Below are 21,033 nucleotides of genomic sequence, written 5' to 3' on the forward strand. Positions count from 1 at the left end.
ATGTCCTTTGCTTGGGGATTAGTGGTGCAGGCCGGCCTGCAGCGATTTGGCCAGGCTGCCGAGGATCAGCGCGCAGGAACAGGCACCGGCATCGAGCACGCCGATGGAACGCTCCCCCAGCCGGCTGGCGCGGCCGATGCGGGCCTGCAGGGCGCGCGTCGAATCGCGGCCGGTGTCGGCAGCGTGCTGCATGGCCTGCAGGCAGGCGGCGAAGGGCAGGTCGCGGCCCAGTGAGAGGCGGAAGGCGTCGCGTGCCGGGATCAGGCTGTCCATCAGGGTCTTGTCGCCGACCTTGGCTTCGCCGATGGCCTGCACGGCGGCAATGCCCTCGTCCAGGGCCTTCAGGAAGAGCTGGCGGTCCAGTGTGGGCTGGCCTTCCAGCACCGTGCTCATGGCCATGAAGAAGCTGCCGTAGAGCGGACCCATGGAACCGCCGATGCCTTCCATCAGGGTGATCGAAAGCGTATCGAGGGCCGCCGCCAGCGAGGTTTCGGGATCTTGTTTGAGACGTTCACCGCACAGGCTGAAACCCTTGCTCATGTTGATGCCGTGGTCGCCATCCCCGATCGCGCCATCGACTTCGCTCAGCCAATCGCGGTGCTGGTTGATGGTCGACACCAGATCCTGTACCACCCAGGCAGCCTGGCGCATGTCGAATCCGGAGTTCATGGCTGGCCTCCCTGGCGCAGGCCGATACTGTCGCAGGGGGCGGCCAGGCATTGGTCCAGCTGCGCATCCAGGCGCATCAGGGTCAGCGTCACCCCCATCATTTCCAGCGAAGTGAAGAGATTGCCCACGAAGCTGTGCGCTACCTGCAGACCGGCTTCGCGCAGGCCATCGGCGACATCGGCATAGAGGATGTATTGCTCCATGAGTGGTGTGGCCCCCAGGCCCGAGAGCAGCACGGCGACCTTGTCGCCACGAGTGAAGGGCAGGTCGGGCAGCAGCTTGTCCAGCATCAGGCGCGCCATGTCGCGCGCTGGAACCACGGCCTGCACCGATACTCCCGGCTCGCCGTGATGGCCGATACCGACTTCCATCTCGCCATGCTTGATCGTGAAGTTGGCCTTGCCGACCGCCGGGATGGTGCAGGCCGACAGGCCGATGCCGATGGAGCGCGTGTTGTCGATGGCTTTTTGCGCGGCCTGTATCACTTCATCCAGCGTGCCGCCTTGCGCGGCCACCGCACCTCCGGCTTTCCACATCAGGATTTCACCGGCTACGCCGCGCCGCTTGCCGGGCTGGTCGGGCGGTGCCGAGGCGGCGTCGTCATTGGCCACCACGGTACGCACCTGGATGTCGGCGCGTTCGGCCAGTTTGATGGCCATCTTGACGTTCATGTTGTCGCCGGCGTAGTTGCCATACAGGCAGGCGATGCCCTGCCCGCCATGGGCGAGCTGGAAGGCGTCCATGAAGGATTTTGCGGTGGGTGAGGAAAACACTTCACCCACGGCCACGGCATCGACCAGGCCCTGGCCGACGTAGCCGAGAAAGGCCGGCTCATGGCCGGAGCCGCCGCCGGTGACGATGCCCACGCGGCCCGGCGTGCCGGCGCTGCGATGGCGCAGTACGCGCGGATTGTCAGGGTGGGCGGACAACCCGGGATGCGCGGCCAGCACGCCGCGCAGCATGTCCTCGACGACCAGGTCGGGGTTGTTGACGATGCGATTGAGAGTCATGAATCAGTCCTTGGAAAACGTCGGTCCACTGCAAAAACAAAGCGTCAGGTCACGGTGTAGCCGCCATCGATGAGGATGTTCTCGCCCGTGATCATGGCCGCCTGCGGGCTGGCCAGATAGGCCACCAGATGCGCCACTTCGTCGGGCTGGGCGAAGCGGCCCACGGGAATGCGCGCCCGCATCGCCACCCCCACCGCGCCGGCCCAGGCCTGCTTGCCCAGTTCGGTTTCCACCACCGTCGGTGAAATGGCATTGGCGGTGATGCCGTGGCGCGCCCATTCCAGCGCCAGCACGCGCGTCAGCGCCACCAGTCCGGCCTTGCTGGCGCAGTAGGCGGCATGCCGCTCCAGCGCTACCACGCTGGCCTGCGAGGCGAGGTTGATGATGCGTCCGCCCTGCTGGCGCTGCATCAGCGGAAACACCGCCTGCGCCAGCAGGAAGGGGGCCTTCAGATTGATGGCCATGGTGCGGTCCCAGTCGGCGCAGGTGGCCGATTCGGCCTCCTGCAACAAGGCCACGCCGGCATTGTTGACCAGCACGTCAATGCGTCCGTAGTGCTGCTCCACCTGGGCGATGGCGCCGCCGATGGCGGCTTCATCGCAGACGTCGAGCACCAGGCCCAGGTGCGCGTGGTCCGGCCCGAGCTGTCGGGCCAGCTGCAGCACGGCATCGCTACGGTCCACCAGCACCAGCCGGGCACCGCAGCGCGCCAGCAGCTGGCTGGTGGCCAGCCCGATGCCGGCTGCAGCCCCCGTGACCAGGGCCACGCGTCCGGAAAAATCATGCGGCCGCGTCATCGCATCGGCAGACAGGGCTGCGCTCATTTCTTGACCTTTTTCAGGAAGGCATCGGCGTTCTCCGGGGTGATGGTGGTCCAGGGCACGGTATAGGATTTCTCGGTGCCGCCCTTCCAGGGAAGCTTGTCGCCGTACTCGGTCCAGATCGTCGAGCGCGGCTGGTAGGACGGCCCCTTGATGGCCCGCAAGGCTACATCCAGCGCGCCTTGCGCCTGCGCTTGGGCATCCTGGAACTGGGTCACCATCTCGCCGCGCTTGACGGCGGCAATGGCATCGGCAATGCCATCGATGCCGACCACCGGGATGGTCTTGGGATCGATGCCTTTGGCCTTGATGGCCTGCAGTGCCCCCAGCGCCTCATCATCGTTCTGCGCCAGCACGCCCTTGATCTGGCCGGGATGGGCGGTGAGCCAGTTTTCCATCAGCGCCATCGATTCCGCGCGCGACCAGTTGCCGGTCTTGCGGGCCAGCACCTTGACGTCCTTGTTGCGCGCCAGCACTTCATCGTTGCCACGCGCACGCTCGATCTGCGCGGACTGGCCGATGGGCCCTTCGATCATGACGATGTTGCCCTTGCCGCCGATGGCCTTCATCAGCGCTTCCGCTTCGAGGCGGCCGGCCACCACGTCATCGTTGCCCACGTAGGACGTCAGCACATCGCCCTGCACGCGGGTATTGGAGCCGATCACCGGGATGCCGGCCTTGACCGCCTTCTGCACCGGTGCCGCGCCGGCCTTGAGGTCGATGGGCACGAAAATGATGGCGTCATACTTTTGCAGGATCATCGTGTCGAACTGGTTGCTCTGGGTGAGCGCGTCGTAGTTGCCGTCGAAGACGGTGACCTGCACGCTGCCATCTTGTACTGCCGGATGGGCTTTGAGCTGATTGCTCCACATCTGCATGAATTCGCCCTTGAGACCGTAGACGGCCGCGCCGATGCGCAGGGGCTTGTTCTGGGCGCTGACGCCGGTGGCCACGGCCATCAGCAGCAGGCTGGCGAGGGTTTTCTTGATCATGAATCGTCTCCGTGTGAGTTGTTGTGGGACTTCAGTTTTTCTTGCGCGAGGAATCCAGCAGGACAGCGCCGACGATGATCACGCCCTTGATGACTTGCTGGTAGTAGGAAGACACGCCGAGCAGGTTGAGCCCGTTGTTGATGACGCCGATCAGCAGCGCACCCACGACTGTTCCGCCCAGGGTGCCGGTGCCGCCCGAGAGCGAGGTGCCGCCGATGACCACGGCAGCGATCGCATCGAGTTCATAGGACACGCCCGCCTGCGGCAGCGCCGCCGTCGTGCGTGCGGCCAGCAGGACGCCGGCCAGGCCGGCCAGCAGGCCGCTGATGACGTACACCGCGAAGTAGACCTTGCGGGTATCGATGCCGCTGGTCTTGGCGCTGCGTGCATTGCCGCCGACCGCATAGATGTAGCGCCCATAGACGGTGAAGCGCAGCACGAACCACGACACCGCGATGACCACGCCGAAGATCACGATGGGCACCGGCACGTGCAGGATCTGTCCGCCACCGATGGACAGCAGGCCCGGCGGCAGGTCCGAGACCGGCATGCCGTCGTTGTAGATGTAGGTGGCACCGCGTGCGGCGCTCAGCATGCCCAGCGTGGCCACGAAGGAAGGCACGGCCATGCGCGCCACCAGCAGGCCGCTGATGGCACCCAGCCCGGCCCCTGCGCCCAGTCCGGCCAGCACCGCGACCGCGGGCGGATAGCCGCCACCGGTCGCCAGCCACGCCGTGACCATGCCGGAGAAGGCCAGCAGCGCACCGACCGACAGGTCGATGCCGCCGGTCAGCACCACATAGGTCATGCCGATGGCGAGGATGCCGTTGATGGAGGTCTGGCGCAGGATGTCGGTCCAGTTTTCCAGCGTCATGAAATACGGCGTGGCCAGCGAGAGCGCGATGCACAGCACGATCAGGGCCGCCAGCACACCGTAGCGCGCATAGGCCTGGCGCAGGCTGGTGAAGGAGGGCGAGGCCAGCCGGCCGGCGGAGAGGGAAGTGGGTTTGGTCATCATGGGTTCGTCATGGATCGTCATTGGATCGTCGGTGGATCGTCATCGGGATACATCACACGGATATCGCAGACGGCTGCTCCATGGCAGGCACGCACTGCGTCCCGCGTTTACGAGGCCAGGTGCAGCAGTTCTTCCTGCGTGGTGGCATGCGCATCGACCACTTCCACCACGCGGCCGCGCTTGAAGATGGCGATGCGGTCGCACAGGTCGAGGATTTCCTGCGCTTCGGAAGACACCACCAGGGCGGCACCGCCGTCCTGCACGAAGCGGTCGATCAGCTGGTACACCTCGCGCTTGGCACCTTCATCGATGCCGCGCGTGGGTTCGTCGCACAGCAGGCAACGTGGCTGGGTCGAGAGGCAACGCGCCAGCACCACCTTCTGCTGGTTGCCGCCGCTCATGGAAGAGACCGGCAGATGCGGTGAACTCACCTTGATCTGCAGGCGCTGGATCATCTGCCGCACCAGCGTATCGACGCGGCTGCGCCGGATCAGCGGCAGGCGCGACATGCGCCGGTACGCAGCCAGTACGATGTTGTCCTGGATCGAGGCGCACAGCACCAGTCCGCTGTCCTTGCGGTCTTCGGTCACCAGTGACAGACCAGCGGCGATGCTGGCCGCGGGCCGGCCTGCGGGCAGGGGCTGCTGCCGCAGCGTGACGACCCCCTGGTCGGGCCGGGTCAGGCCATAGATGCAATTGAGGTATTCGCTGCGGCCCGAGCCCATCAGGCCATAGATGCCGACCACTTCGCCCGCATGAACCTGCAGCGAGACCTGGTCGAATTCCCCTTGACGGCCCAGTGCTTCGGTTGACAGGATCGCCTCGCCACCCTGGCGACGGCGGCGCTCCTGCACCTGCAGCGTGCGGCCGACGATGGCCTTGACCAGGCTGGCGCGGTCGATGTCCCGGATCAGGCCGGTCTCGACGAAGCGGCCGTCGCGAAAGACCGTGTAGCTGTCGGCGATCTGGAAAATTTCGGAAAGACGGTGCGACACGTAGATGATGCCGGTGCCTTGTGCGGCCACGCTGCGGATGGCGCGGAACAGGACTTCGGTCTCCTTCTCGCCGATGGCCGAGGTGGGCTCGTCCATGATCATCACGTCGCAGTCGTGGCTGAAGGCCTTGGCGATTTCCACCAGTTGCACCTGGGCCAGGCTCAGGTCCTGCATGCGGGAGCGCGCATCGACCTGGAATTGCAGGCGATCCAGCAGCGCCTGCGCCTGCCGTTCCATGGCGCGGGTGTTGACGCAGAGCCCTGCCACGCGGGGCTCGCGGCCGAGGTAGAGATTTTCTGCCACGCTCATGCCGGGGATGGGCGAGAGCTCCTGCGTGATGATGGCGATGTGGTGCTGCAGGGCTTCGGCCGGCGAATGGAAATCGACCGGCTGGCCCTTGAGGCGGATCTCGCCGCCATCCCGCCGCAGCAGGCCCATGATGATGGCCAGGAAGGTCGATTTGCCGGCACCGTTGCCGCCGCACAGCGCATGCACGCTGCCGCGCTTCAACTGCAGGCGTCCGTCGGCCAGCGCCACGACCTCGTGGAAGGACTTGCTCACTCCATGTGCTTCCAGCAAAAGCTCTGCCATGGCTGTCTCCATACATGCGCTGGTCAAATGTCCAGCGATGGGTAAATGTTTGTTGTGAGCCCATCATTGCAAAGAATTTTTTTGCTGTCAATGCTCATTTGCTCATCGCTTTAAATAACTTTTTCTTCTGTTTTGCGGTGCAATAATGCATTTATGAGGTATTAAAGCTGAATTACTGCAGTTTTTGTGGCGTGCAGAACACTTTTGCATTAGTCTCTTGATGAACAAATGCTCTTCGGTGAATAATTATTCTGGCCGAGCATGAGCAAGGCAGTTCATCGTCACCAGGAGACAAGGATGAAAATAGGTATCGGATGCGACGAAGCGGCGTATGCGCTCAAGGAGGTCATCAAGGCCCATCTGGCGGGAAAGGGCCTTGACGTGGTGGACTTCGGCACCCATGATACGGAGCCCGTGATTTACCCCGACATCGCCTTTGCGGTGGCCGAACAGATCCGGCAAGGGGCGATCGGCCGCGCCGTCCTGCTGTGCGGCACGGGGATCGGCATGGCGATCTCGGCCAACAAGGTGCCGGGGGTGCGCGCGGCGCAATGCCACGACACTTATTCCGCCGAACGGGCCAGCAAGAGCAATGACGCCCAGATCATCACCCTGGGCGCACGCGTGGTCGGGAGCGAACTGGCCAAGGCCATCGTCGATACCTGGCTGGCGGCGGAGTTTTCAGGTGGGCGCTCGACCGAAAAGCTGGAGCGCATCAAAGAGTATGAACATCATTTGCACAATACCAAGCGCCCATAGGCGCAGCGCTTCCGGGTGCAAGCCGGCAGCGACGCAGAGGCAAACGCAAGCCAAGGGGGGAATCCATGTCCATGGATGAATTGACGCGTCTGGCCACGCTGTATTACGTCGATGGCCTGACGCAGCAGGAGCTGTCGGAGCGCTTTTCGATTTCGCGCGCCTCGATTGCGCGCATGCTCAAGCGGGCGCAGGACGAGGGCATCGTGGAAATCCGCGTGCGCCATCATCCGGGCCAGACCATCGAGCTGGAACACGCGCTGATGCAGCGTTTCGGCGTCGAGCGTGCGCTCATCTCGGTCAGCCACAACGACCAGGACCGCCAGCGCGCCATGCTGGCCGGTCTGGTGGCCAATCACCTCGACCGCAGCCTGACCGATGACAGCATCGTGGCCGTAGGCATCGGGCGCAACATCAATGCGGTGTCCGAACACGCGGTGTCCAACACGCGGCGCAGCGCCACCTTCGTCTGTGGTATCGGTGGTTACTATCGTGGTGGCGAAGCGATGAACTCCGATCACATCTGCCGTCGCCTGGCCTCGCGTTTCGGTGGCGACAGTGAAACGCTGTATGCCCCGGCACTGGTCAACAATGCGGCCATGCGCGATGCGCTGCTGGCCAATGATGCGGTCCGTCCCACGCTGGACAAGGCGCGCCGCGCGCACGTGGCACTCATCGGGGTGGGCGATATCCATGAAGACAGTCCGATGGTACGTATGGGCTGGTTCTCGCCCCAGGAAATCCTGGAGCTCAAGCGCCATGGTGCGGTAGGCGACATGATGGGCTACGACTTCATCAACATCCAGGGCGAACCCATCCGCACGGAGACGCACTCGCGCGTCATCGGCCTGACGGTGGATGACTTGCGGCGCATTCCCGACGTCATTGCGGTCGCCAGCGAAAGCGGCAAGGCCAGCGCCATGCTGGGCGCGCTGCGTACCGGCACCATCAAGACGCTGGCCACGACCGACAGCATTGCGCATACGCTGCTCACGCTGGAAGAAGCGACCAGGAAGAACGCCGCGTGAGCTGAATCGAAGGATTCCATTGCGCAATGAAGAAGGCCGCATCGTGCAGACGATGCGGCCTTCTTTTTTGGATCACGTTCGTGGACAAGGCGCAGCTGCGCCGTTCTCCTTAACGCAATGCGTCGACGATCTGCTCCAGCTTCACTGCATCAGCCGCGAACTGGCGGATGCCTTCGGCCAGTTTTTCGGTGGCCATCGCATCGCCGTTCAAGGCCAGGCGGAAGGCTTTTTCGTCCAGCGAGATGCGCTCGATATCGGCGGCATCCGCCGCTTCCTTGCTCAGCTTGCGCTCGACCGGGCCATCAGTGTCGGCCAGCTTCTGCAGCAGGTCCGGGCTGATGGTCAGCAGATCGCAACCGGCCAGCTCGACGATCTGCGAGGTATTGCGGAAGCTGGCACCCATCACTTCAGTGGCGTAGCCGAACTTGCGGTAGTAGTTGTAGACCGCCTTGACCGACTGCACGCCCGGATCATCGCTGCCGGTGTAGTCCTGGCCGGTGGACTTCTTGTACCAGTCATAGATGCGGCCGACGAAGGGCGAGATCAGCTGGACACGGGCTTCGGCGCAGGCAATGGCTTGCGGCAGCGAGAACAACAGGGTCAGGTTGCAGCGGATGCCATCCTTTTCCAGAATCTCGGCGGCACGGATGCCTTCCCAGGTGGAGGCGATCTTGATGAGCACGCGCTCGCGGGCAATGCCGGCTTCTTCGTACAGGCGGATCAGTTCGCGGCCCTTGGCGACAGTGCCTTCGGTGTCGAAGGACAGGCGTGCATCGGTCTCGGTGGAGACGCGGCCGGGGATCAGCTTCAGGATTTCCAGGCCGAAGGCGATCAGCAGGCGGTCGATGATTTCATCGGTGCTCTTGCCGGCGTGGGCCTTGACGACCGATTCCAGCAGCGGCTTGTACTCGGCCTTCTGCACGGCCTTGAGGATCAGCGAGGGATTGGTGGTGGCGTCCTGCGGGGCGAAGGCCTTCATCGCCTGGAAATCGCCGGTATCGGCCACGATGGTGGTGTACTGCTTCAACTGGTCAAGCTGGCTCATGGAAAGTCCTGTTGCTAAAGAGAATGAAGGGGACAACGGCATTGTACGCATTGGCGCTGCGCTGTCTGTCGGTCAATGACTGATCCTTGATCCGTCGCAGTCCTCTCAACGGAAGAAGGAATCGAATTGCATGTCGAATTTCTGCAGCGATTTCTGGGCGTTCTGCATCTTCTTGCGGAATTCCGGTCCACGTCGCAGGGCCAGGCCCACGGCGAGGATGTCGATCACCACCAGGTGCGCCAGGCGCGCCGAGATGGGCGTATAGGGATCGATGTTGAAGGACAGATCGATGGGCACCAGCACCGTCGCCAGTTCAGCCAGCGGTGTACCGGACGGGCCCAGCACGATGATGTCGGCACCGCCCTTGCGGGCCAGCTGGATCGAGCGCAGCAGGGCGGCATTGCCGCCACGCTGCGAGATCGCCACCACGCAGTCGCCGGCCTTGAGCAGCGAGGCTGCAATGCTGTGGATGTGCGGGTCGGAGTAGGCCACCGTGGGCACGCCCGAGCGGAAGAACTTGTGCTGGGCGTCGTTGGCCACGATGCCGGAGGTCCCCTGGCCGTAGAACTCGATCTTGTTGGCGCGCGCCAGCACGTCCAGCGCCAGCTGGATCGCATCCGGGTTCAGGTGATTGCGCAGATCCAGCAGCGTGTTGATGGAGCGGCTGCAGATCTTGTTGACCAGGTCAGCGGCGAGGTCATCCTGCGCCAGCGTTTCATCCGCACCGGGCAGGGCCAGTGCCAGGCTCTGCGCGAGCTTCAGCTTGAAGTCGTGCCAGCCCTCGTAACCGATGGCGCGGCAGAAGCGGATCACGGTCGGTTCCGAGACTTCCGCATTCTTGGCCAACGCCGTCAGGTTCTCCGCCAAGGCCAACTGCGGATTGGCGAGGATGGTGGCCGCCACTTTCTTCTCCGACTTGGAGAGGGAGTTGATGTGGGTGCGGATGGAATCAAGCAGCATGGACATGGCAGTGGCCTGGTGACGCTAAGCGTGTGGCCTCAGACCTCGGGCAGCGCTTCTTCGCGCCACTGCAGGCCATCGCGGCCGATCAGTGCGCTCGCGGCAGCCGGGCCCCAGGTGCCGGCGTTGTAGGGCACGGGGTCGGCTTCCTGCTGGTCCCAGTAGGTGAGGATGGGTTCGACCCATTCCCAGGCGGCTTCCAGTTCGTCGCTGCGCATGAAGAGCGTGAGGTGACCGCGCAGCACGTCCAGCAGCAGGCGCTCGTAGGCATCCATGCGCGGGGTCTTGAACTTCTCGCGGAAGTCCAGTTCCAGTTCCACCGGGCGCAGGCGCATGCCGTCGCCGGGCTGCTTGGCCATCAGGTTCATGTGCAGGCCTTCGTCCGGCTGCAGGCGGATCACCAGGCAATTGGGAGTGTCGTTCTGATGCGCGAAGATGGCGTGCGGCACGCTCTTGAAGCGCACCACGATCTCGGCCAGCGAATCGGCCATGCGCTTGCCGGTGCGCAGGTAGAAGGGCACGCCGGCCCAGCGCCAGGTATCGATCTCGGCCTTCACGGCGACATAGGTCTCGGTGCGCGAATCGGGATTGGCGTCGGCTTCCTTGCGATAGCCAGGTACGGCCACGCCATCGACGTGACCGGCGCGGTACTGGCCGCGCACCACGTTCATGGCCAGCGTGGTCGGGGTGAAACGCTTGAGCGAGCGCAGCACCTTCAGTTTTTCATCGCGCACGGCATCGGCCGAGTTCGATACCGGCGGTTCCATGGCCACGATACAGAGCAATTGCAGCAGGTGGTTCTGCAGCATGTCGCGCAGGGCACCGGAAGTGTCGTAGTAATCGAAGCGGCCACCGACGCCGAGCTCTTCGGCGATGGTGATCTGCACGTCGGAAATCCATTCACGGCGCCACAGGGGTTCGAACAGCACATTGCCGAAGCGCAGCGCCAGCAGGTTCTGCACCGCCTCTTTACCGAGGTAGTGGTCGATACGGAAAATCTGCGATTCCTGGAAGTAGCGGCCCACTTGCGCGTTGATGTTGCGCGCGCTTTCGAGGTCGCGGCCGAGCGGTTTTTCCAGCACCACGCGCGAGGTCGGCGTGACCAGGCCGGCCTTGGACAGGTTCTCGCAGATCGAAGCGAACAGGCTGGGCGGTGTGGCCAGGTAGAACACGCGCGCCAGGCCGTCGACTTCGCGCAGGGCTTCCTTCAGGTGGCTGAAGCTGCCGGCTTCCTTGGCATTGACCGAGGCGTATTGCAGGCGGTTGGTGAAGCGGTCCCAGACGCTGGCGTCCAGGTTGGCGGCCGGCACGTGGGGTTTGGAATCCTTTTCCACCAGCTTGAGGAAATCCTCACGCGATTTTTCATCGCGGCCCAAGCAGATGATGCGGGCATCGGCCGGCAGGTCGCGCGCGCGCTCGCGGGCGTACAGCGCCGGCAGCAGCTTGCGCATCGAGAGGTCGCCGGTGCCGCCGAATAAAACCAGATCGAAATCAGAAGTAGCCATGGTGTGTGTTGTCTCTTGTGCGTGAAGTAGCGGGTTGGCGCTACGTGGTTGCTAGCTTTGCTGCCCGGTGCGGGCTGCCTCGCGCGCCAGTGCGATCAGGGCGCTGGTGGAGGCATCATGCCGCGCGGCATCCGGTGCGGTGCCGGACTTCAGTTCGGCCAGGATGGTCTTGGCCAGGACCTTGCCCAGTTCCACGCCCCATTGGTCGAAGCTGTTGATGCCCCAGATCGCGCCCTGCACGAAAGTCTTGTGCTCGTAGAGCGCAATCATCGCGCCCAGTGCATGCGGGCTCAGTTCGGGCAGCAGCAGGGTGTTGCTGGGACGGTTGCCGTCAAAGGTTTTGTGCGGGATCAGGGCCGCGAGTTCCGTCTCCGGCACACCCTGTGCCTGCAGGTCGGCGCGCACTTCGTCGGCGTCCTTGCCGCGCATGAAAGCTTCCGACTGCGCGAAGCAGTTGGCCAGCAGCGCTTCCTGATGCTCGGCAATGGTGTGCGAAGGCTTGAGTACGGCGATGAAATCGATGGGCGTGATGTCCGTGCCCTGGTGCAGCAGCTGGAAATACGCGTGCTGGCCATTGGTGCCGACGTCGCCCCAGATGGCCGGGCAGGTCTGTACCGAGACCGGTGTGCCGTCACGGGTGATGCGCTTGCCGTTGCTCTCCATGTCCAGCTGTTGCAGGTAGGCCGGGAAGAAGCGCAGCCATTGGTGATAGGGCGCAATGGTGAGCGAGGCGCTGTCGAGGAAGTTGCGGTTCCAGATCCCGACCAGGGCCTGGATCACCGGCATGTTCGATTCCAGCGGTGCTTCGCGGAAATGGCGGTCCATCGCGTGGGCGCCGGCCAGGAATTGCGCGAAGTTGTCATAGCCGATCAGCAGGGCGATCGGCAGGCCGATCGCCGACCACACCGAGTAACGGCCACCGACCCAGTCCCAGAAGGGGAACATGTTCTCGGTATCGATGCCGAAGGCCGAGACTTCTTTGGCATTGGTGGAGACGGCCACGAAGTGCTTGGCCAGATCTTCGGACTTGCCATGCTGCAAGAACCACGCGCGCGCCGACTTGGCGTTGAGCATGGTTTCCTGGGTGGTGAAGGTCTTGGAGGCGACGATGAACAGCGTGGTCTCGGGATCGATGCGCGCGAGCACCTCATCCAGATCATGGCCATCGACGTTGGAAACGAAATGCGCCGTCAGGCGAGCGTGGCGATAATCGCGCAGGGCCGTGCAGACCATCTGCGGGCCGAGGAAGGAGCCGCCGATGCCGATGTTGACGATGTCGGTGATCTCGCGCCCGGTGTAGCCGCGCCATTGGCCGCTGCGTACGCGTTCGGAGAAGGCGCGGATGTGCTGCAAGACCGCGTGAACCTCCTGCGCCACGGGCTGTCCGTCCACTTGCGCGGTGCGATCATCAGCCGGTGCGCGCAGGGCAGTGTGCAGGACGGCGCGTTGTTCGGTAAAGTTGATCTTCTCGCCGCTGAACATGGCTTCGCGCAGGGTTTCCACGCCGCGCTCGCGGGCCAGGCTCATCAGCAGAGAGAGCGTGTCGGCATTGAGCCGGTTCTTGGAGTAGTCCAGCAGCAGCCCGGCGGCACGCACGTGCATGCGCTCGAAACGGTCGGGCTGTTGGGCGAACAGGTCGCGCAGATGCCATTGAACTGCCGTGGCGTGATGTGCTTGCAATGCCTGGAAGGCGGCCGTGTCGGTCAGGGCGGTGGTATGCATGAGTTGGGTGTCGGTTGGCTGTCTTGACCTGGTTGGCAGCGCGGCCGGCCGTGGTCATGTTCTCGGGGCAACGCGGTTGACTATACATCAAATGTCGCCAAAGTGGTAGTTTCACTACAGTTTATGACCGGCCCGTTACATTGCCGTGCGGCATCGGCGCGCTGCGCCCCAAAGCCGGAAGTGATAAGGGTTTTGAAGCGGAATGATGTTGACCAATGAAAAGACGGGCGCGACTGGCCTGCTGCAGTGCTCTAAGTGTATGATTTCATTCGGCCAAAATTGTGTAGTAAAATTACAGTGTTAACGCTAACAGGAAACCGACAATGTCTCTCAACGCTACCTTAGCCAGCGTCACCCAACGCATCGCCGAACGTAGCCGTCCTTACCGGACCGCTTATCTCGAACGCCTGGAAGCCGCGCGCCGCAAGGGCGCGCAGCGTGGCGCGCTGGCCTGCACGAACCTGGCGCACGGCTTCGCCGCCTTCCCCGCCAATGACAAGCTGAAGTTGAAGGAAGACAAGGCTCCGTCGCTGGCCATCGTCTCGGCCTACAACGACATGCTGTCCGCGCACCAGCCCTTCGAGCGTTTCCCCCAGATCCTGAAAGAAGCCGCGCGTGAAGCCGGTGCCGTGGCGCAATTCGCTGGCGGCACCCCGGCCATGTGCGATGGCGTGACCCAAGGCCAGAGCGGCATGGAGATGTCGCTGTTTTCGCGCGACGCCATCGCCATGGCCACTGCCATCGCGTTGTCGCACAACATGTTCGATGCGGCGCTGTACCTGGGCGTATGCGACAAGATCGTGCCGGGCCTGTTGATCGGCGCGCTGCATTTCGGCCACCTGCCGGCCGTGTTCGTGCCCGCCGGTCCGATGACCAGCGGCATGAGCAACAGCGACAAAGTCAAGATCCGCCAGCTCTACACGGCTGGCAAGATCGGCCGCGCCGAGCTGCTGGAAGCGGAATCGAAGTCCTATCACGGGGCCGGTACCTGCACCTTCTACGGCACCGCCAACAGCAACCAGATGCTGATGGAAGCCATGGGCCTGCACCTGCCGGGTGCCGCCTTCATCACCCCCAATACCCCGCTGCGCGATGCGCTGACCGCTGCGGCCGCCAAGCAGGCTGCCAAGATCACCGACCTCGGTTCGCAATACACGCCAGTGGGCCGCATGATCGACGAGAAGTCCATCGTCAATGCCATCGTCGCGCTGCACGCTACCGGCGGCTCCACCAATCACACCCTGCACCTGGTGGCCATCGCCAAGGCCGCCGGCATCGTGATCGACTGGGACGACTTCGACAAGCTCTCGGCCGTGGTGCCGCTGATCACCAAGATCTACCCCAACGGTACGGCCGACGTGAACCACTTCCATGCGGCTGGTGGCACCGGCTTCGTGCTGCGTGAGCTCATCGATGCCGGCCTGATGCATGACGACGTCACCACCATCCTCGGCCAGGGCCTGCGCCAGCACTGCAAGGAACCGATGCTGGCAGCTGAAGGCGAGAACGGCCGTCCCGGCATCGTCACCTGGCACGATGCGCCCGCCACGAGCGGCGACGAAGGCGTGCTGGGCACGGTGGCCAAGCCGTTTGCGGCCGATGGTGGCCTGAAGCTGCTGCAGGGCAACCTTGGCCGCGCGGTCATCAAGATCTCTGCCGTCAAGCCCGAGCATCGTGTGGTGGAAGCACCTGCCGTGGTATTCCATTCGCAGGAAGCCTTCATGGCCGCCTTCAAGGCCGGCGAGCTGGACCGCGACTTCGTGGCCGTCATCACCTTCCAGGGTCCGCGTGCCAATGGCATGCCGGAGCTGCACTCGCTGACCCCGGCGCTGGGCATCCTGCAGGACAAGGGCCGTCACGTGGCGCTGGTGACCGATGGCCGCATGTCGGGCGCATCGGGTAAAGTACCGGCCGCGATTCACGTCACGCCGGAAGTGCTGGGCGGTGGTCCGCTGGGCCGCGTTCGCACCGGTGACATCATCCGCCTGGACGCCGATGCGGGTACGCTGCAAGCCAAGGTGGAGGCAGCCGAGTGGGAAGCACGTGGCCTGGACAGCAGCGACCTGTCGGGCAATCAGCACGGCATGGGCCGTGAATTGTTCAGTCTGTTCCGCAACGCGGTGGGAACCGCAGAAGAGGGTGGCGCCACCTTTGGCCTGCCGCCGATTTTTGAGAAAGAGAAAGTCACGGTATGAAGACCACACTGGAAATCATGCGCGCCTCGCCGGTCATCCCGGTGATCGCCATCGACAAGTTCGAACACGCCGTGCCGCTGGCACGCGCCCTGGTCGCGGGCGGGATCCGCGTGCTGGAAATCACCCTGCGCACCGAACACGGCCTGCCGGCTATCCGTGCGATTGCCGAGTCGGTGCCGGACGCCATCGTGGGCGTGGGTACGCTGACTTCGCCCGAAGAGTTCATTGCCTCGCGTGATGCAGGTGCGGTCTTTGGCGTCTCGCCGGGCCTGACCCCGGCGCTGATCGAAGCGGCCAAGCGCAGCGGCCTGCCGCTGCTGCCGGGCGTGATGACGCCGTCCGAAGTGATGGCTGCGCGCGAAGCCGGCTTCCGTCAGTTGAAGCTGTTCCCGGCTGTGCCGGCCGGTGGCGTGGGCATGCTCAACGGTATTGCCGGCCCCTTGTCCGATGTGTCGTTCTGCCCGACGGGCGGTATTACGCAAGAGACGGCACCGCAGTTCCTGGCGTGCAAGAACGTCGTGTGCGTGGGCGGCTCCTGGCTGACCCCGAAGGCGGCCATCGAGGCCGGTGACTGGGACAAGATCACCGAGATCGCCAAGGCGGCGGCTGCGTTGAAGAAGGCTTGAGTTTTCCACAGCCTTGAGAGAGGACGGTGACGGGTTTTTCCGGCCGTCTGATCGAATCAAAAAAGCCCCGGTTTGCAGCCGGGGCTTTTTGTTTTGGTCATTGTCTGCTGCCCAGCCAGTAGGCTGGTAGTGCGATCATTTCGCGAGCGAGGGAATAGAAATCACGGGCTTCAAAGTAGTTCGCATGTGCTGAATGAACGGTGTCGATGCCGACGCGGTGCAGCGCGTAACGGCTGCGCGGAATGTGGAAGAACTGCGTGACGACCAGGGCGCTGCGTAAACCCTGGGCCTGCATGATCGCTGCGCTGTTGACCGCCGTTGCCATGGTCGTGTTGCCCTGCTCATCCAGAAGGATGGCCGAACGGGGAACGGATTGTACTTCGCTCAGGTAGGCGGCCATGACTTGCGCCTCGCTGAAGCCTTCCTTGCCTGTGCCTCCGCTGACGATGATGTGCCGGAACATGCCTTGCCGATACAGTTCGGCGGTCTTGTCCAGTCTTGCGCGAAGGCGGTCAGAGGGCGTGCCGTCCGGCATGACCTTGGAGCCGAGTACGATGCCCGCATCGCTCTTCTGGATGTCATCGAGCAGGCCGGTCAGTACGATGCCCAGCAGGCATGTCATGACGATCAAGAGGACGCTTGTCGTGATGAGGATGAGTCGTTTCATTGGAGTGGTCAGAGGGTGATTGCAGGGTGATGAATCAAGAAAAAAGGGCGGGCGCGATGGATATCGCTGCCCGCCCTTTTTGCCTGTCTTTGTTTTTCTTTTACCAGTTTTTGCTTGTCTAGTTCTTGGCCACTACTGCCGGCTCCACCGGCGCTTGCGCCTGCTGCCTGAGCCTGTAAGCCAACACCAGCAAGATGATCCCCAGCACGATCATCGGCACCGACAGCATCTGCCCGGCCGAGATGGTGATGCCACCGAAATGCACCTCATAATCCGGCACGCGGAAATACTCGGTGAAGAAGCGCGCGCAGCCATACAGCAGCGAGAACATGCCCGCCACCGCCATGCGGGGACGCGAGTGGCGTGCGAAGATCCACAGGATGATGAACAGCAGGATGCCGTCGACCAGCATCTGGTAGATCGGCGAAGGATGGCGCGGGATGTTGTCGACGTTGGGCCAGATCATGGCCCAGGGCAGCGAAGGATCGGCCGGACGGCCCGGCAGTTCTGCATTGATGAAGTTGCCCAGGCGGCCGGCCGCGTACCCCAGCGGCACCATCGGTGCGATGAAGTCCATGATGTCCATCAGGTTGCGGCCGCGCTTGCGGCCCCACAGGTACATCGCCAGCATCACGCCCAGGAAGCCGCCGTGGAAGGACATGCCGCCCTTCCAGACCGCGATCATGTCGGCCGGATGCGCAAAGTAATACGCCGGGTTGTAGAACAGGATCTCGCCCAGCCGCCCGCCCAACACCACCCCGAGCACGCCATAGAAGAGCATGTCGTCGAGGTCCTCCTTCTTCCAGCCGACGGCGGCAATGTGCGGCTGCTTGATGCGCAGGCGTCCCAGCGCGATGAATTGGGCAAAGGCCAGCAGGTACATCAGGCCATACCAGTGGACGGCCAGCGGCCCGATGTGGATGGCGATCGGGTCGGGCATGGGGTGGACGAGCATGAGTTTGATCTTTCTGTTGTTGGGCGGAACGGCGGTTGGAGCGCGCCGGCTTGCGCAAGTTCGCGGCAGCCATTCCCATGCGGCGGGATCAGGCAGGCATGTCCAGCAGCTCCAGCAGAGCGCGCAGCACGCCGGACGGGTTGTCGCGCCGCCAGGCCAGGCCGGTCTGGATTTCCGGTGCCGCATCCGAGAGCCGGCGATAGTCCACGCCCGGGCGTTTCAAATTCGAGACGGATTGTGGCACAAGCGCCATTCCCATGCCAGCCGAGACCAGGCCGACGATGGTCTGCATCTGGATTGCCTCCTGGCCGATATGGGGCGTCACGCCCGCATCGCGAAAGCAGGACAGGATGGTGTCATGGAAGGCCGGTGCAATGCGGCGCGGGAAAATGATCAGCGGCAGCTCGCGCAGGCTCCTGAGCGACACCGGTCCGCGTCTCTTGACCGCGCCTTCGGGCAGCGCCGCAATCAGCGGCTCCGACAGCACCGGACGCACATCCAGCACGGCGGCGGCTTTCTCCGGCAGTGGCGGCAGCAGCAGGCCGGCGTCGATCTTGCCCTGCATCAGGTCTTCCAGCTGGATATCGGTGGTGGCTTCGCGCAATTCGATCTGAACTTGCGGATAACGCGCGCGGAAGCGCTGCAGGAGCGGGGGCAGGATGCTGTAGTCCGCACTCGATATGAAGGAAAGCGATAAAAGTCCGGAGGCCCCGCTGGCCGCGCGCCGGGCCAGGTCGGGCAGCGCGGCGGCCTGTTGCAGGATGCGCTGGACCTCCGGCAGCAATGCCTCGCCGGCCGGCGTGAGCGCCACGCTGCGCTTGGTGCGCTGGAACAGGGGCGTACCCAGTTGCTCCTCCAGCGCGGCGATGGTTTGCGACAGCGGCGGCTGGGTCATGTGCAGGCGCGCGGCGGCGCGGCCGAAATGCTTTTCTTCGGCGACGGCGGCAAAGTAGCGCAGCTGGCGCAATTCCAGGCGGGGATGGTCGGACATGGACTGATATCGGATCCGAATGAGTCGGGCGTCCATGATATCCCCGGCCTTGCAGGGCGACAAGGCGAGGGGGGCGTGATATTTCCGTCATGGAATTTGATCTATGACAGATATACGCGAGGGCAGATAGAGGGGGCGTGGCGAAGCCGGGTAGAATAGCCCCGCCTGCGAAGCGCCTGGAGAATGCCGCTGCAGGCCTGACCGTCGTCCACCGCTTGCTGAGGAGCCCCCATGAAATACCTGTTGTTGATCGCCACCCTGGTGGCCGGTTCGGCCATTTCCGCCGAAGCCATGGCCAATGCGCAACTGGCCAAGTCCAAGAATTGCATGGCCTGCCACTCGGTGGATGCCAAGATCGTCGGCCCCGCCTTCAAGGAAGTGGCCAAGAAATACGCCGGCCAGAAGGATGCCGAAGCCAAGCTGACCCAGAAGGTCCTCAATGGCGGCGGTGGTGTCTGGGGCGCGGTAGCGATGCCGGCCAACAAGGGCCAGGTGACCGAGGCTGAGGCGAAGGAGCTGGTGAAGTGGGTGTTGAGCCTGAAGTAAGCATCAGCAAACCGCCATGAAAAAAGGAGACCGAGGTCTCCTTTTTTATCGTCTGCGTTCTGGTCAGCGTCCGTATGCGCTGACAAGCGATTACTTTAGCCACTCCTTGATCCGCTGGCTCAACACCTCGCAACTGATCCCATACCGGTCATGCAAGGTCGGCAGCGCGCCCGCATCGAGGAAGGCGTCCGGCAGCCCGGCCATCTGGAAGCCCGCCGGCTGCACGCGGTGGCGCATCAGCGTGGTGGCAACGATCTCGCCCAGGCCGCCGATGACCGAATGGTTCTCGGCTACCACCACCAGACGGTTCTTCTTGCTGACCTGCTCCACCACCGTGGCTTCGTCAAAGGGCTTGATGGTCGGGCAGTGCAGCACGCCCACGCTGACGTTGTCGGCTTCCAGCGCCTTGGCCACTTCCAGTGCGCGCATGGTCATGAAGCCGCTGGAGATGATCAGCACGTCGTTGCCATCGCGGATCTCTTTGGCTTTGCCCAGCTCGAACTTGTAGTCGTATTCATCCAGCACCAGCGGCACGTTGCCGCGCGCCAGGCGCATGTAGACCGGGCCCTGGTGCGCCGCGATCTGCGGTACCGCCTGCTCCAGGTCCAGCGCATCGCAGGGGTCGACGATGGTCATGCCCGGAATGGCGCGCATCATCGCCAGGTCTTCGGTGGCCTGGTGACTGGGGCCGTAACCGGTAGTCAGGCCGGGCAGGGCGCAGCAGATCTTCACGTTCAGGTTTTCTTCGGCGATCACCTGGTGGATGAAGTCATACGCACGCCGCGTGGCAAAGACCGCATAGGTGGTGGCGAAGGGCACCAGTCCCTCCTTGGCCATGCCGCCGGCGGCGGCCATGAGCAACTGCTCGGCCATGCCCATCTGGAAGAAGCGCTCGGGATACGCCTTCTGGAACAGATGCAGGTCGGTGTACTTGGCCAGGTCAGCGGTGAGGCCCACGATCTCGGGGCGGTCCGCTGCGTATTCCACCAGGGCCTTGCCGAACGGGGCCGCCTGCACGCGCTGCCCTTCGGCGGCGATGGAGGCGATCATGGCCGAAGTGGTCAGGCGCGGTTTCTTCTCTGCGACGGTGTTCATGCTTGGCTTCCTTGTTGATAAGACTGGTCGAGGATGGACAGCGCCTGCTGCCATTCGGGCGGATCCACACGGATGAAGTGGTTCTTCTCGCGCTGCTCCAGGAAGGGCACGCCCTTGCCCATCAGGGTATCGAACAGGATCACGCGCGGCTTGGCGTCCTTCAGGTGGCGAGCATTGTCGAAAGCCCGCACCACGGCGGCCAGGTCATTGCCATCAACCCGCTGCACGTACCAGCCGAAGGACGCCCACTTGTCGGCCAGCGGCTCAAAACCCATCACCTTGCTGGAAGGACCATCGGCCTGCTGGTTGTTGATGTCGACCAGGCAGATCAGGTTGCCCAGCTGGTGGTGGGCCGCGCCCATGGCGGCTTCCCAGGTCGAGCCCTCATCCAGCTCGCCATCGGACATGGAGTTGTAGACGAAGGCCGGATTGTTGTTGTAGCGCAGGCCCAGCGCCATGCCCACGCCGATGGCCAGGCCTTGGCCCAGCGAGCCGCCGGAGATTTCCATGCCCGGCGTATAGGTCGCCATGCCCGACATGGGCAGGCGGCTGTCATCGCTGCCGTAGGATTCCAGCTCTTCATCGGGGACGATGCCGGCCTCGATCAGGGCGGCATACAGGGCGATGGCGTAGTGCCCGTGCGAGAGCAGGAAGCGGTCGCGGCCGCTCCATTCCGGATCATCCGGGCGCAGTTGCATGGCGTGCTTGTAGGCCACGGCCAGCACGTCGGCCCAGCCCAGCGCCTGGCCGATGTAGCCCTGGCCCTGGACCTCGCCCATGCGCACGGCATTGCGGCGGATGCGGTATGCGCTTGCGCGCAGGTTTGCCAAATTGTCAGACATTGCG

General features: G+C 63.8%; 20 protein-coding genes. 5 read left to right on the top strand and 15 right to left on the bottom strand.

The genetic code is table 11. From position 1 onward, the window contains the following. Nucleotides 1–18: 18 nt before the first annotated feature. The 6 genes from dhaL to JOD78_RS13110 all read right to left on the bottom strand — a co-directional run bounded on the left by dhaL (nt 19) and on the right by JOD78_RS13110 (nt 6,096). A complete protein-coding gene (gene dhaL / locus JOD78_RS13085) occupies nt 19–669 on the bottom strand; it encodes a dihydroxyacetone kinase subunit DhaL (protein WP_121044239.1) in 651 nt (216 codons plus the stop codon). Further along, a complete protein-coding gene (locus JOD78_RS13090) occupies nt 666–1,679 on the bottom strand; it encodes a dihydroxyacetone kinase subunit DhaK (protein ID WP_121044236.1) in 1,014 nt (337 codons plus the stop codon). The genes dhaL and JOD78_RS13090 overlap by 4 nt, the downstream gene beginning before the upstream one ends. 44 nt (nt 1,680–1,723) lie before the next feature. Beyond that, entirely contained in the window at nt 1,724–2,503 is a 780-nt protein-coding gene (locus JOD78_RS13095; RefSeq protein ID WP_121044233.1) for a GolD/DthD family dehydrogenase, read from the bottom strand. Then, nucleotides 2,500–3,459, bottom strand: a complete 960-nt coding sequence (locus JOD78_RS13100) for a substrate-binding domain-containing protein (protein ID WP_227022805.1) — start codon at nt 3,457–3,459, stop codon at nt 2,500–2,502. The genes JOD78_RS13095 and JOD78_RS13100 overlap by 4 nt, the downstream gene beginning before the upstream one ends. Before the next feature lie 64 nt (nt 3,460–3,523). Beyond that, the gene (locus JOD78_RS13105; protein ID WP_034340050.1) at nt 3,524–4,510 is read right to left on the bottom strand and encodes an ABC transporter permease; all 987 of its coding nucleotides are present in this window, start codon (nt 4,508–4,510) and stop codon (nt 3,524–3,526) included. A 107-nt stretch (nt 4,511–4,617) separates the two neighbouring features. After that, the gene (locus JOD78_RS13110; RefSeq protein WP_209567789.1) at nt 4,618–6,096 is read right to left on the bottom strand and encodes a sugar ABC transporter ATP-binding protein; all 1,479 of its coding nucleotides are present in this window, start codon (nt 6,094–6,096) and stop codon (nt 4,618–4,620) included. Between the two features lie 297 nt (nt 6,097–6,393). Here JOD78_RS13110 and rpiB point away from each other — a divergent pair, with 297 nt between their 5' ends. Next, nucleotides 6,394–6,855, top strand: coding sequence for a ribose 5-phosphate isomerase B (gene rpiB, locus JOD78_RS13115; RefSeq protein ID WP_034340041.1), 462 nt, complete (start codon nt 6,394–6,396; stop codon nt 6,853–6,855). Between the two features lie 65 nt (nt 6,856–6,920). Then, complete coding sequence (locus tag JOD78_RS13120; RefSeq protein WP_209567787.1) at nt 6,921–7,880, top strand: sugar-binding transcriptional regulator; 960 nt, start codon at nt 6,921–6,923, stop codon at nt 7,878–7,880. A gap of 109 nt (nt 7,881–7,989) precedes the next feature. Here the strand turns inward: JOD78_RS13120 and tal are convergent, their stop codons facing one another. The 4 genes from tal to pgi form a co-directional block, all read right to left on the bottom strand. Next, nucleotides 7,990–8,925, bottom strand: a complete 936-nt coding sequence (tal, locus tag JOD78_RS13125; protein ID WP_034340035.1) for a transaldolase — start codon at nt 8,923–8,925, stop codon at nt 7,990–7,992. A 105-nt stretch (nt 8,926–9,030) separates the two neighbouring features. Then, the gene (locus JOD78_RS13130; RefSeq protein ID WP_034310514.1) at nt 9,031–9,885 is read right to left on the bottom strand and encodes an SIS domain-containing protein; all 855 of its coding nucleotides are present in this window, start codon (nt 9,883–9,885) and stop codon (nt 9,031–9,033) included. 38 nt (nt 9,886–9,923) lie between these two features. Beyond that, nucleotides 9,924–11,390 (bottom strand): glucose-6-phosphate dehydrogenase, encoded by a 1,467-nt coding sequence (gene zwf / locus JOD78_RS13135; protein ID WP_121044221.1) that lies wholly within the window; start codon nt 11,388–11,390, stop codon nt 9,924–9,926. Nucleotides 11,391–11,441: 51 nt separating this feature from the next. After that, nucleotides 11,442–13,112: a glucose-6-phosphate isomerase gene (gene pgi / locus JOD78_RS13140; protein WP_209567785.1), complete on the bottom strand. Its 1,671-nt coding sequence runs from the start codon at nt 13,110–13,112 to the stop codon at nt 11,442–11,444. A gap of 323 nt (nt 13,113–13,435) precedes the next feature. On the opposite strand from pgi, the gene edd reads away from it, so the two are divergent. Together edd and JOD78_RS13150 are read left to right on the top strand one after the other, a co-directional pair. Beyond that, nucleotides 13,436–15,307, top strand: coding sequence for a phosphogluconate dehydratase (gene edd / locus JOD78_RS13145; protein WP_134137175.1), 1,872 nt, complete (start codon nt 13,436–13,438; stop codon nt 15,305–15,307). Further along, nucleotides 15,304–15,933, top strand: coding sequence for a bifunctional 4-hydroxy-2-oxoglutarate aldolase/2-dehydro-3-deoxy-phosphogluconate aldolase (locus JOD78_RS13150; RefSeq protein ID WP_121044213.1), 630 nt, complete (start codon nt 15,304–15,306; stop codon nt 15,931–15,933). Before edd ends, JOD78_RS13150 begins: the two co-directional genes overlap by 4 nt. A 97-nt stretch (nt 15,934–16,030) precedes the next feature. On the opposite strand, the gene JOD78_RS13155 is transcribed toward JOD78_RS13150, so the two are convergent. From JOD78_RS13155 to JOD78_RS13165, 3 genes are all read right to left on the bottom strand, one after another. Then, entirely contained in the window at nt 16,031–16,600 is a 570-nt protein-coding gene (locus JOD78_RS13155) for a YdcF family protein (RefSeq protein WP_134137174.1), read from the bottom strand. A 118-nt stretch (nt 16,601–16,718) separates the two neighbouring features. After that, entirely contained in the window at nt 16,719–17,555 is an 837-nt protein-coding gene (gene lgt / locus JOD78_RS13160; RefSeq protein ID WP_121044207.1) for a prolipoprotein diacylglyceryl transferase, read from the bottom strand. Nucleotides 17,556–17,643: 88 nt separating this feature from the next. Beyond that, nucleotides 17,644–18,546, bottom strand: a complete 903-nt coding sequence (locus JOD78_RS13165; protein WP_199725112.1) for a LysR substrate-binding domain-containing protein — start codon at nt 18,544–18,546, stop codon at nt 17,644–17,646. A 231-nt stretch (nt 18,547–18,777) separates the two neighbouring features. Here JOD78_RS13165 and JOD78_RS13170 point away from each other — a divergent pair, with 231 nt between their 5' ends. Next, entirely contained in the window at nt 18,778–19,092 is a 315-nt protein-coding gene (locus JOD78_RS13170) for a c-type cytochrome (protein ID WP_088755289.1), read from the top strand. A gap of 90 nt (nt 19,093–19,182) precedes the next feature. Here JOD78_RS13170 and JOD78_RS13175 read toward each other — a convergent pair whose 3' ends face one another. Next, nucleotides 19,183–20,187 carry a transketolase C-terminal domain-containing protein gene (locus tag JOD78_RS13175; protein ID WP_209567782.1) on the bottom strand — a complete coding sequence of 335 codons (1,005 nt, stop codon included), beginning with the start codon at nt 20,185–20,187 and terminating at the stop codon, nt 19,183–19,185. After that, nucleotides 20,184–21,029 (bottom strand): transketolase, encoded by an 846-nt coding sequence (locus tag JOD78_RS13180; RefSeq protein ID WP_134137171.1) that lies wholly within the window; start codon nt 21,027–21,029, stop codon nt 20,184–20,186. The genes JOD78_RS13175 and JOD78_RS13180 overlap by 4 nt, the downstream gene beginning before the upstream one ends. Nucleotides 21,030–21,033 lie beyond the last annotated feature (4 nt).

Origin of the sequence: Herbaspirillum sp. 1130 (assembly GCF_017833835.1) — a bacterium.
GTDB lineage: Bacteria > Pseudomonadota > Gammaproteobacteria > Burkholderiales > Burkholderiaceae_D > Herbaspirillum > Herbaspirillum huttiense.

What these genes read in the sequence shown, in the direction of transcription:
- dhaL (WP_121044239.1), bottom strand. Translation starts at nt 669, where the DNA reads ATGAACTCCGGATTCGACATGCGCCAGGCTGCCTGGGTGGTACAGGAT.
- JOD78_RS13090 (WP_121044236.1), bottom strand. Translation starts at nt 1,679, where the DNA reads ATGACTCTCAATCGCATCGTCAACAACCCCGACCTGGTCGTCGAGGAC.
- JOD78_RS13095 (WP_121044233.1), bottom strand. Translation starts at nt 2,503, where the DNA reads ATGAGCGCAGCCCTGTCTGCCGATGCGATGACGCGGCCGCATGATTTT.
- JOD78_RS13100 (WP_227022805.1), bottom strand. Translation starts at nt 3,459, where the DNA reads ATGGCCGTGGCCACCGGCGTCAGCGCCCAGAACAAGCCCCTGCGCATC.
- JOD78_RS13105 (WP_034340050.1), bottom strand. Translation starts at nt 4,510, where the DNA reads ATGATGACCAAACCCACTTCCCTCTCCGCCGGCCGGCTGGCCTCGCCC.
- JOD78_RS13110 (WP_209567789.1), bottom strand. Translation starts at nt 6,096, where the DNA reads ATGGCAGAGCTTTTGCTGGAAGCACATGGAGTGAGCAAGTCCTTCCAC.
- rpiB (WP_034340041.1), top strand. Translation starts at nt 6,394, where the DNA reads ATGAAAATAGGTATCGGATGCGACGAAGCGGCGTATGCGCTCAAGGAG.
- JOD78_RS13120 (WP_209567787.1), top strand. Translation starts at nt 6,921, where the DNA reads ATGTCCATGGATGAATTGACGCGTCTGGCCACGCTGTATTACGTCGAT.
- tal (WP_034340035.1), bottom strand. Translation starts at nt 8,925, where the DNA reads ATGAGCCAGCTTGACCAGTTGAAGCAGTACACCACCATCGTGGCCGAT.
- JOD78_RS13130 (WP_034310514.1), bottom strand. Translation starts at nt 9,885, where the DNA reads ATGCTGCTTGATTCCATCCGCACCCACATCAACTCCCTCTCCAAGTCG.
- zwf (WP_121044221.1), bottom strand. Translation starts at nt 11,390, where the DNA reads ATGGCTACTTCTGATTTCGATCTGGTTTTATTCGGCGGCACCGGCGAC.
- pgi (WP_209567785.1), bottom strand. Translation starts at nt 13,112, where the DNA reads ATGCATACCACCGCCCTGACCGACACGGCCGCCTTCCAGGCATTGCAA.
- edd (WP_134137175.1), top strand. Translation starts at nt 13,436, where the DNA reads ATGTCTCTCAACGCTACCTTAGCCAGCGTCACCCAACGCATCGCCGAA.
- JOD78_RS13150 (WP_121044213.1), top strand. Translation starts at nt 15,304, where the DNA reads ATGAAGACCACACTGGAAATCATGCGCGCCTCGCCGGTCATCCCGGTG.
- JOD78_RS13155 (WP_134137174.1), bottom strand. Translation starts at nt 16,600, where the DNA reads ATGAAACGACTCATCCTCATCACGACAAGCGTCCTCTTGATCGTCATG.
- lgt (WP_121044207.1), bottom strand. Translation starts at nt 17,555, where the DNA reads ATGCTCGTCCACCCCATGCCCGACCCGATCGCCATCCACATCGGGCCG.
- JOD78_RS13165 (WP_199725112.1), bottom strand. Translation starts at nt 18,546, where the DNA reads ATGTCCGACCATCCCCGCCTGGAATTGCGCCAGCTGCGCTACTTTGCC.
- JOD78_RS13170 (WP_088755289.1), top strand. Translation starts at nt 18,778, where the DNA reads ATGAAATACCTGTTGTTGATCGCCACCCTGGTGGCCGGTTCGGCCATT.
- JOD78_RS13175 (WP_209567782.1), bottom strand. Translation starts at nt 20,187, where the DNA reads ATGAACACCGTCGCAGAGAAGAAACCGCGCCTGACCACTTCGGCCATG.
- JOD78_RS13180 (WP_134137171.1), bottom strand. Translation starts at nt 21,029, where the DNA reads ATGTCTGACAATTTGGCAAACCTGCGCGCAAGCGCATACCGCATCCGC.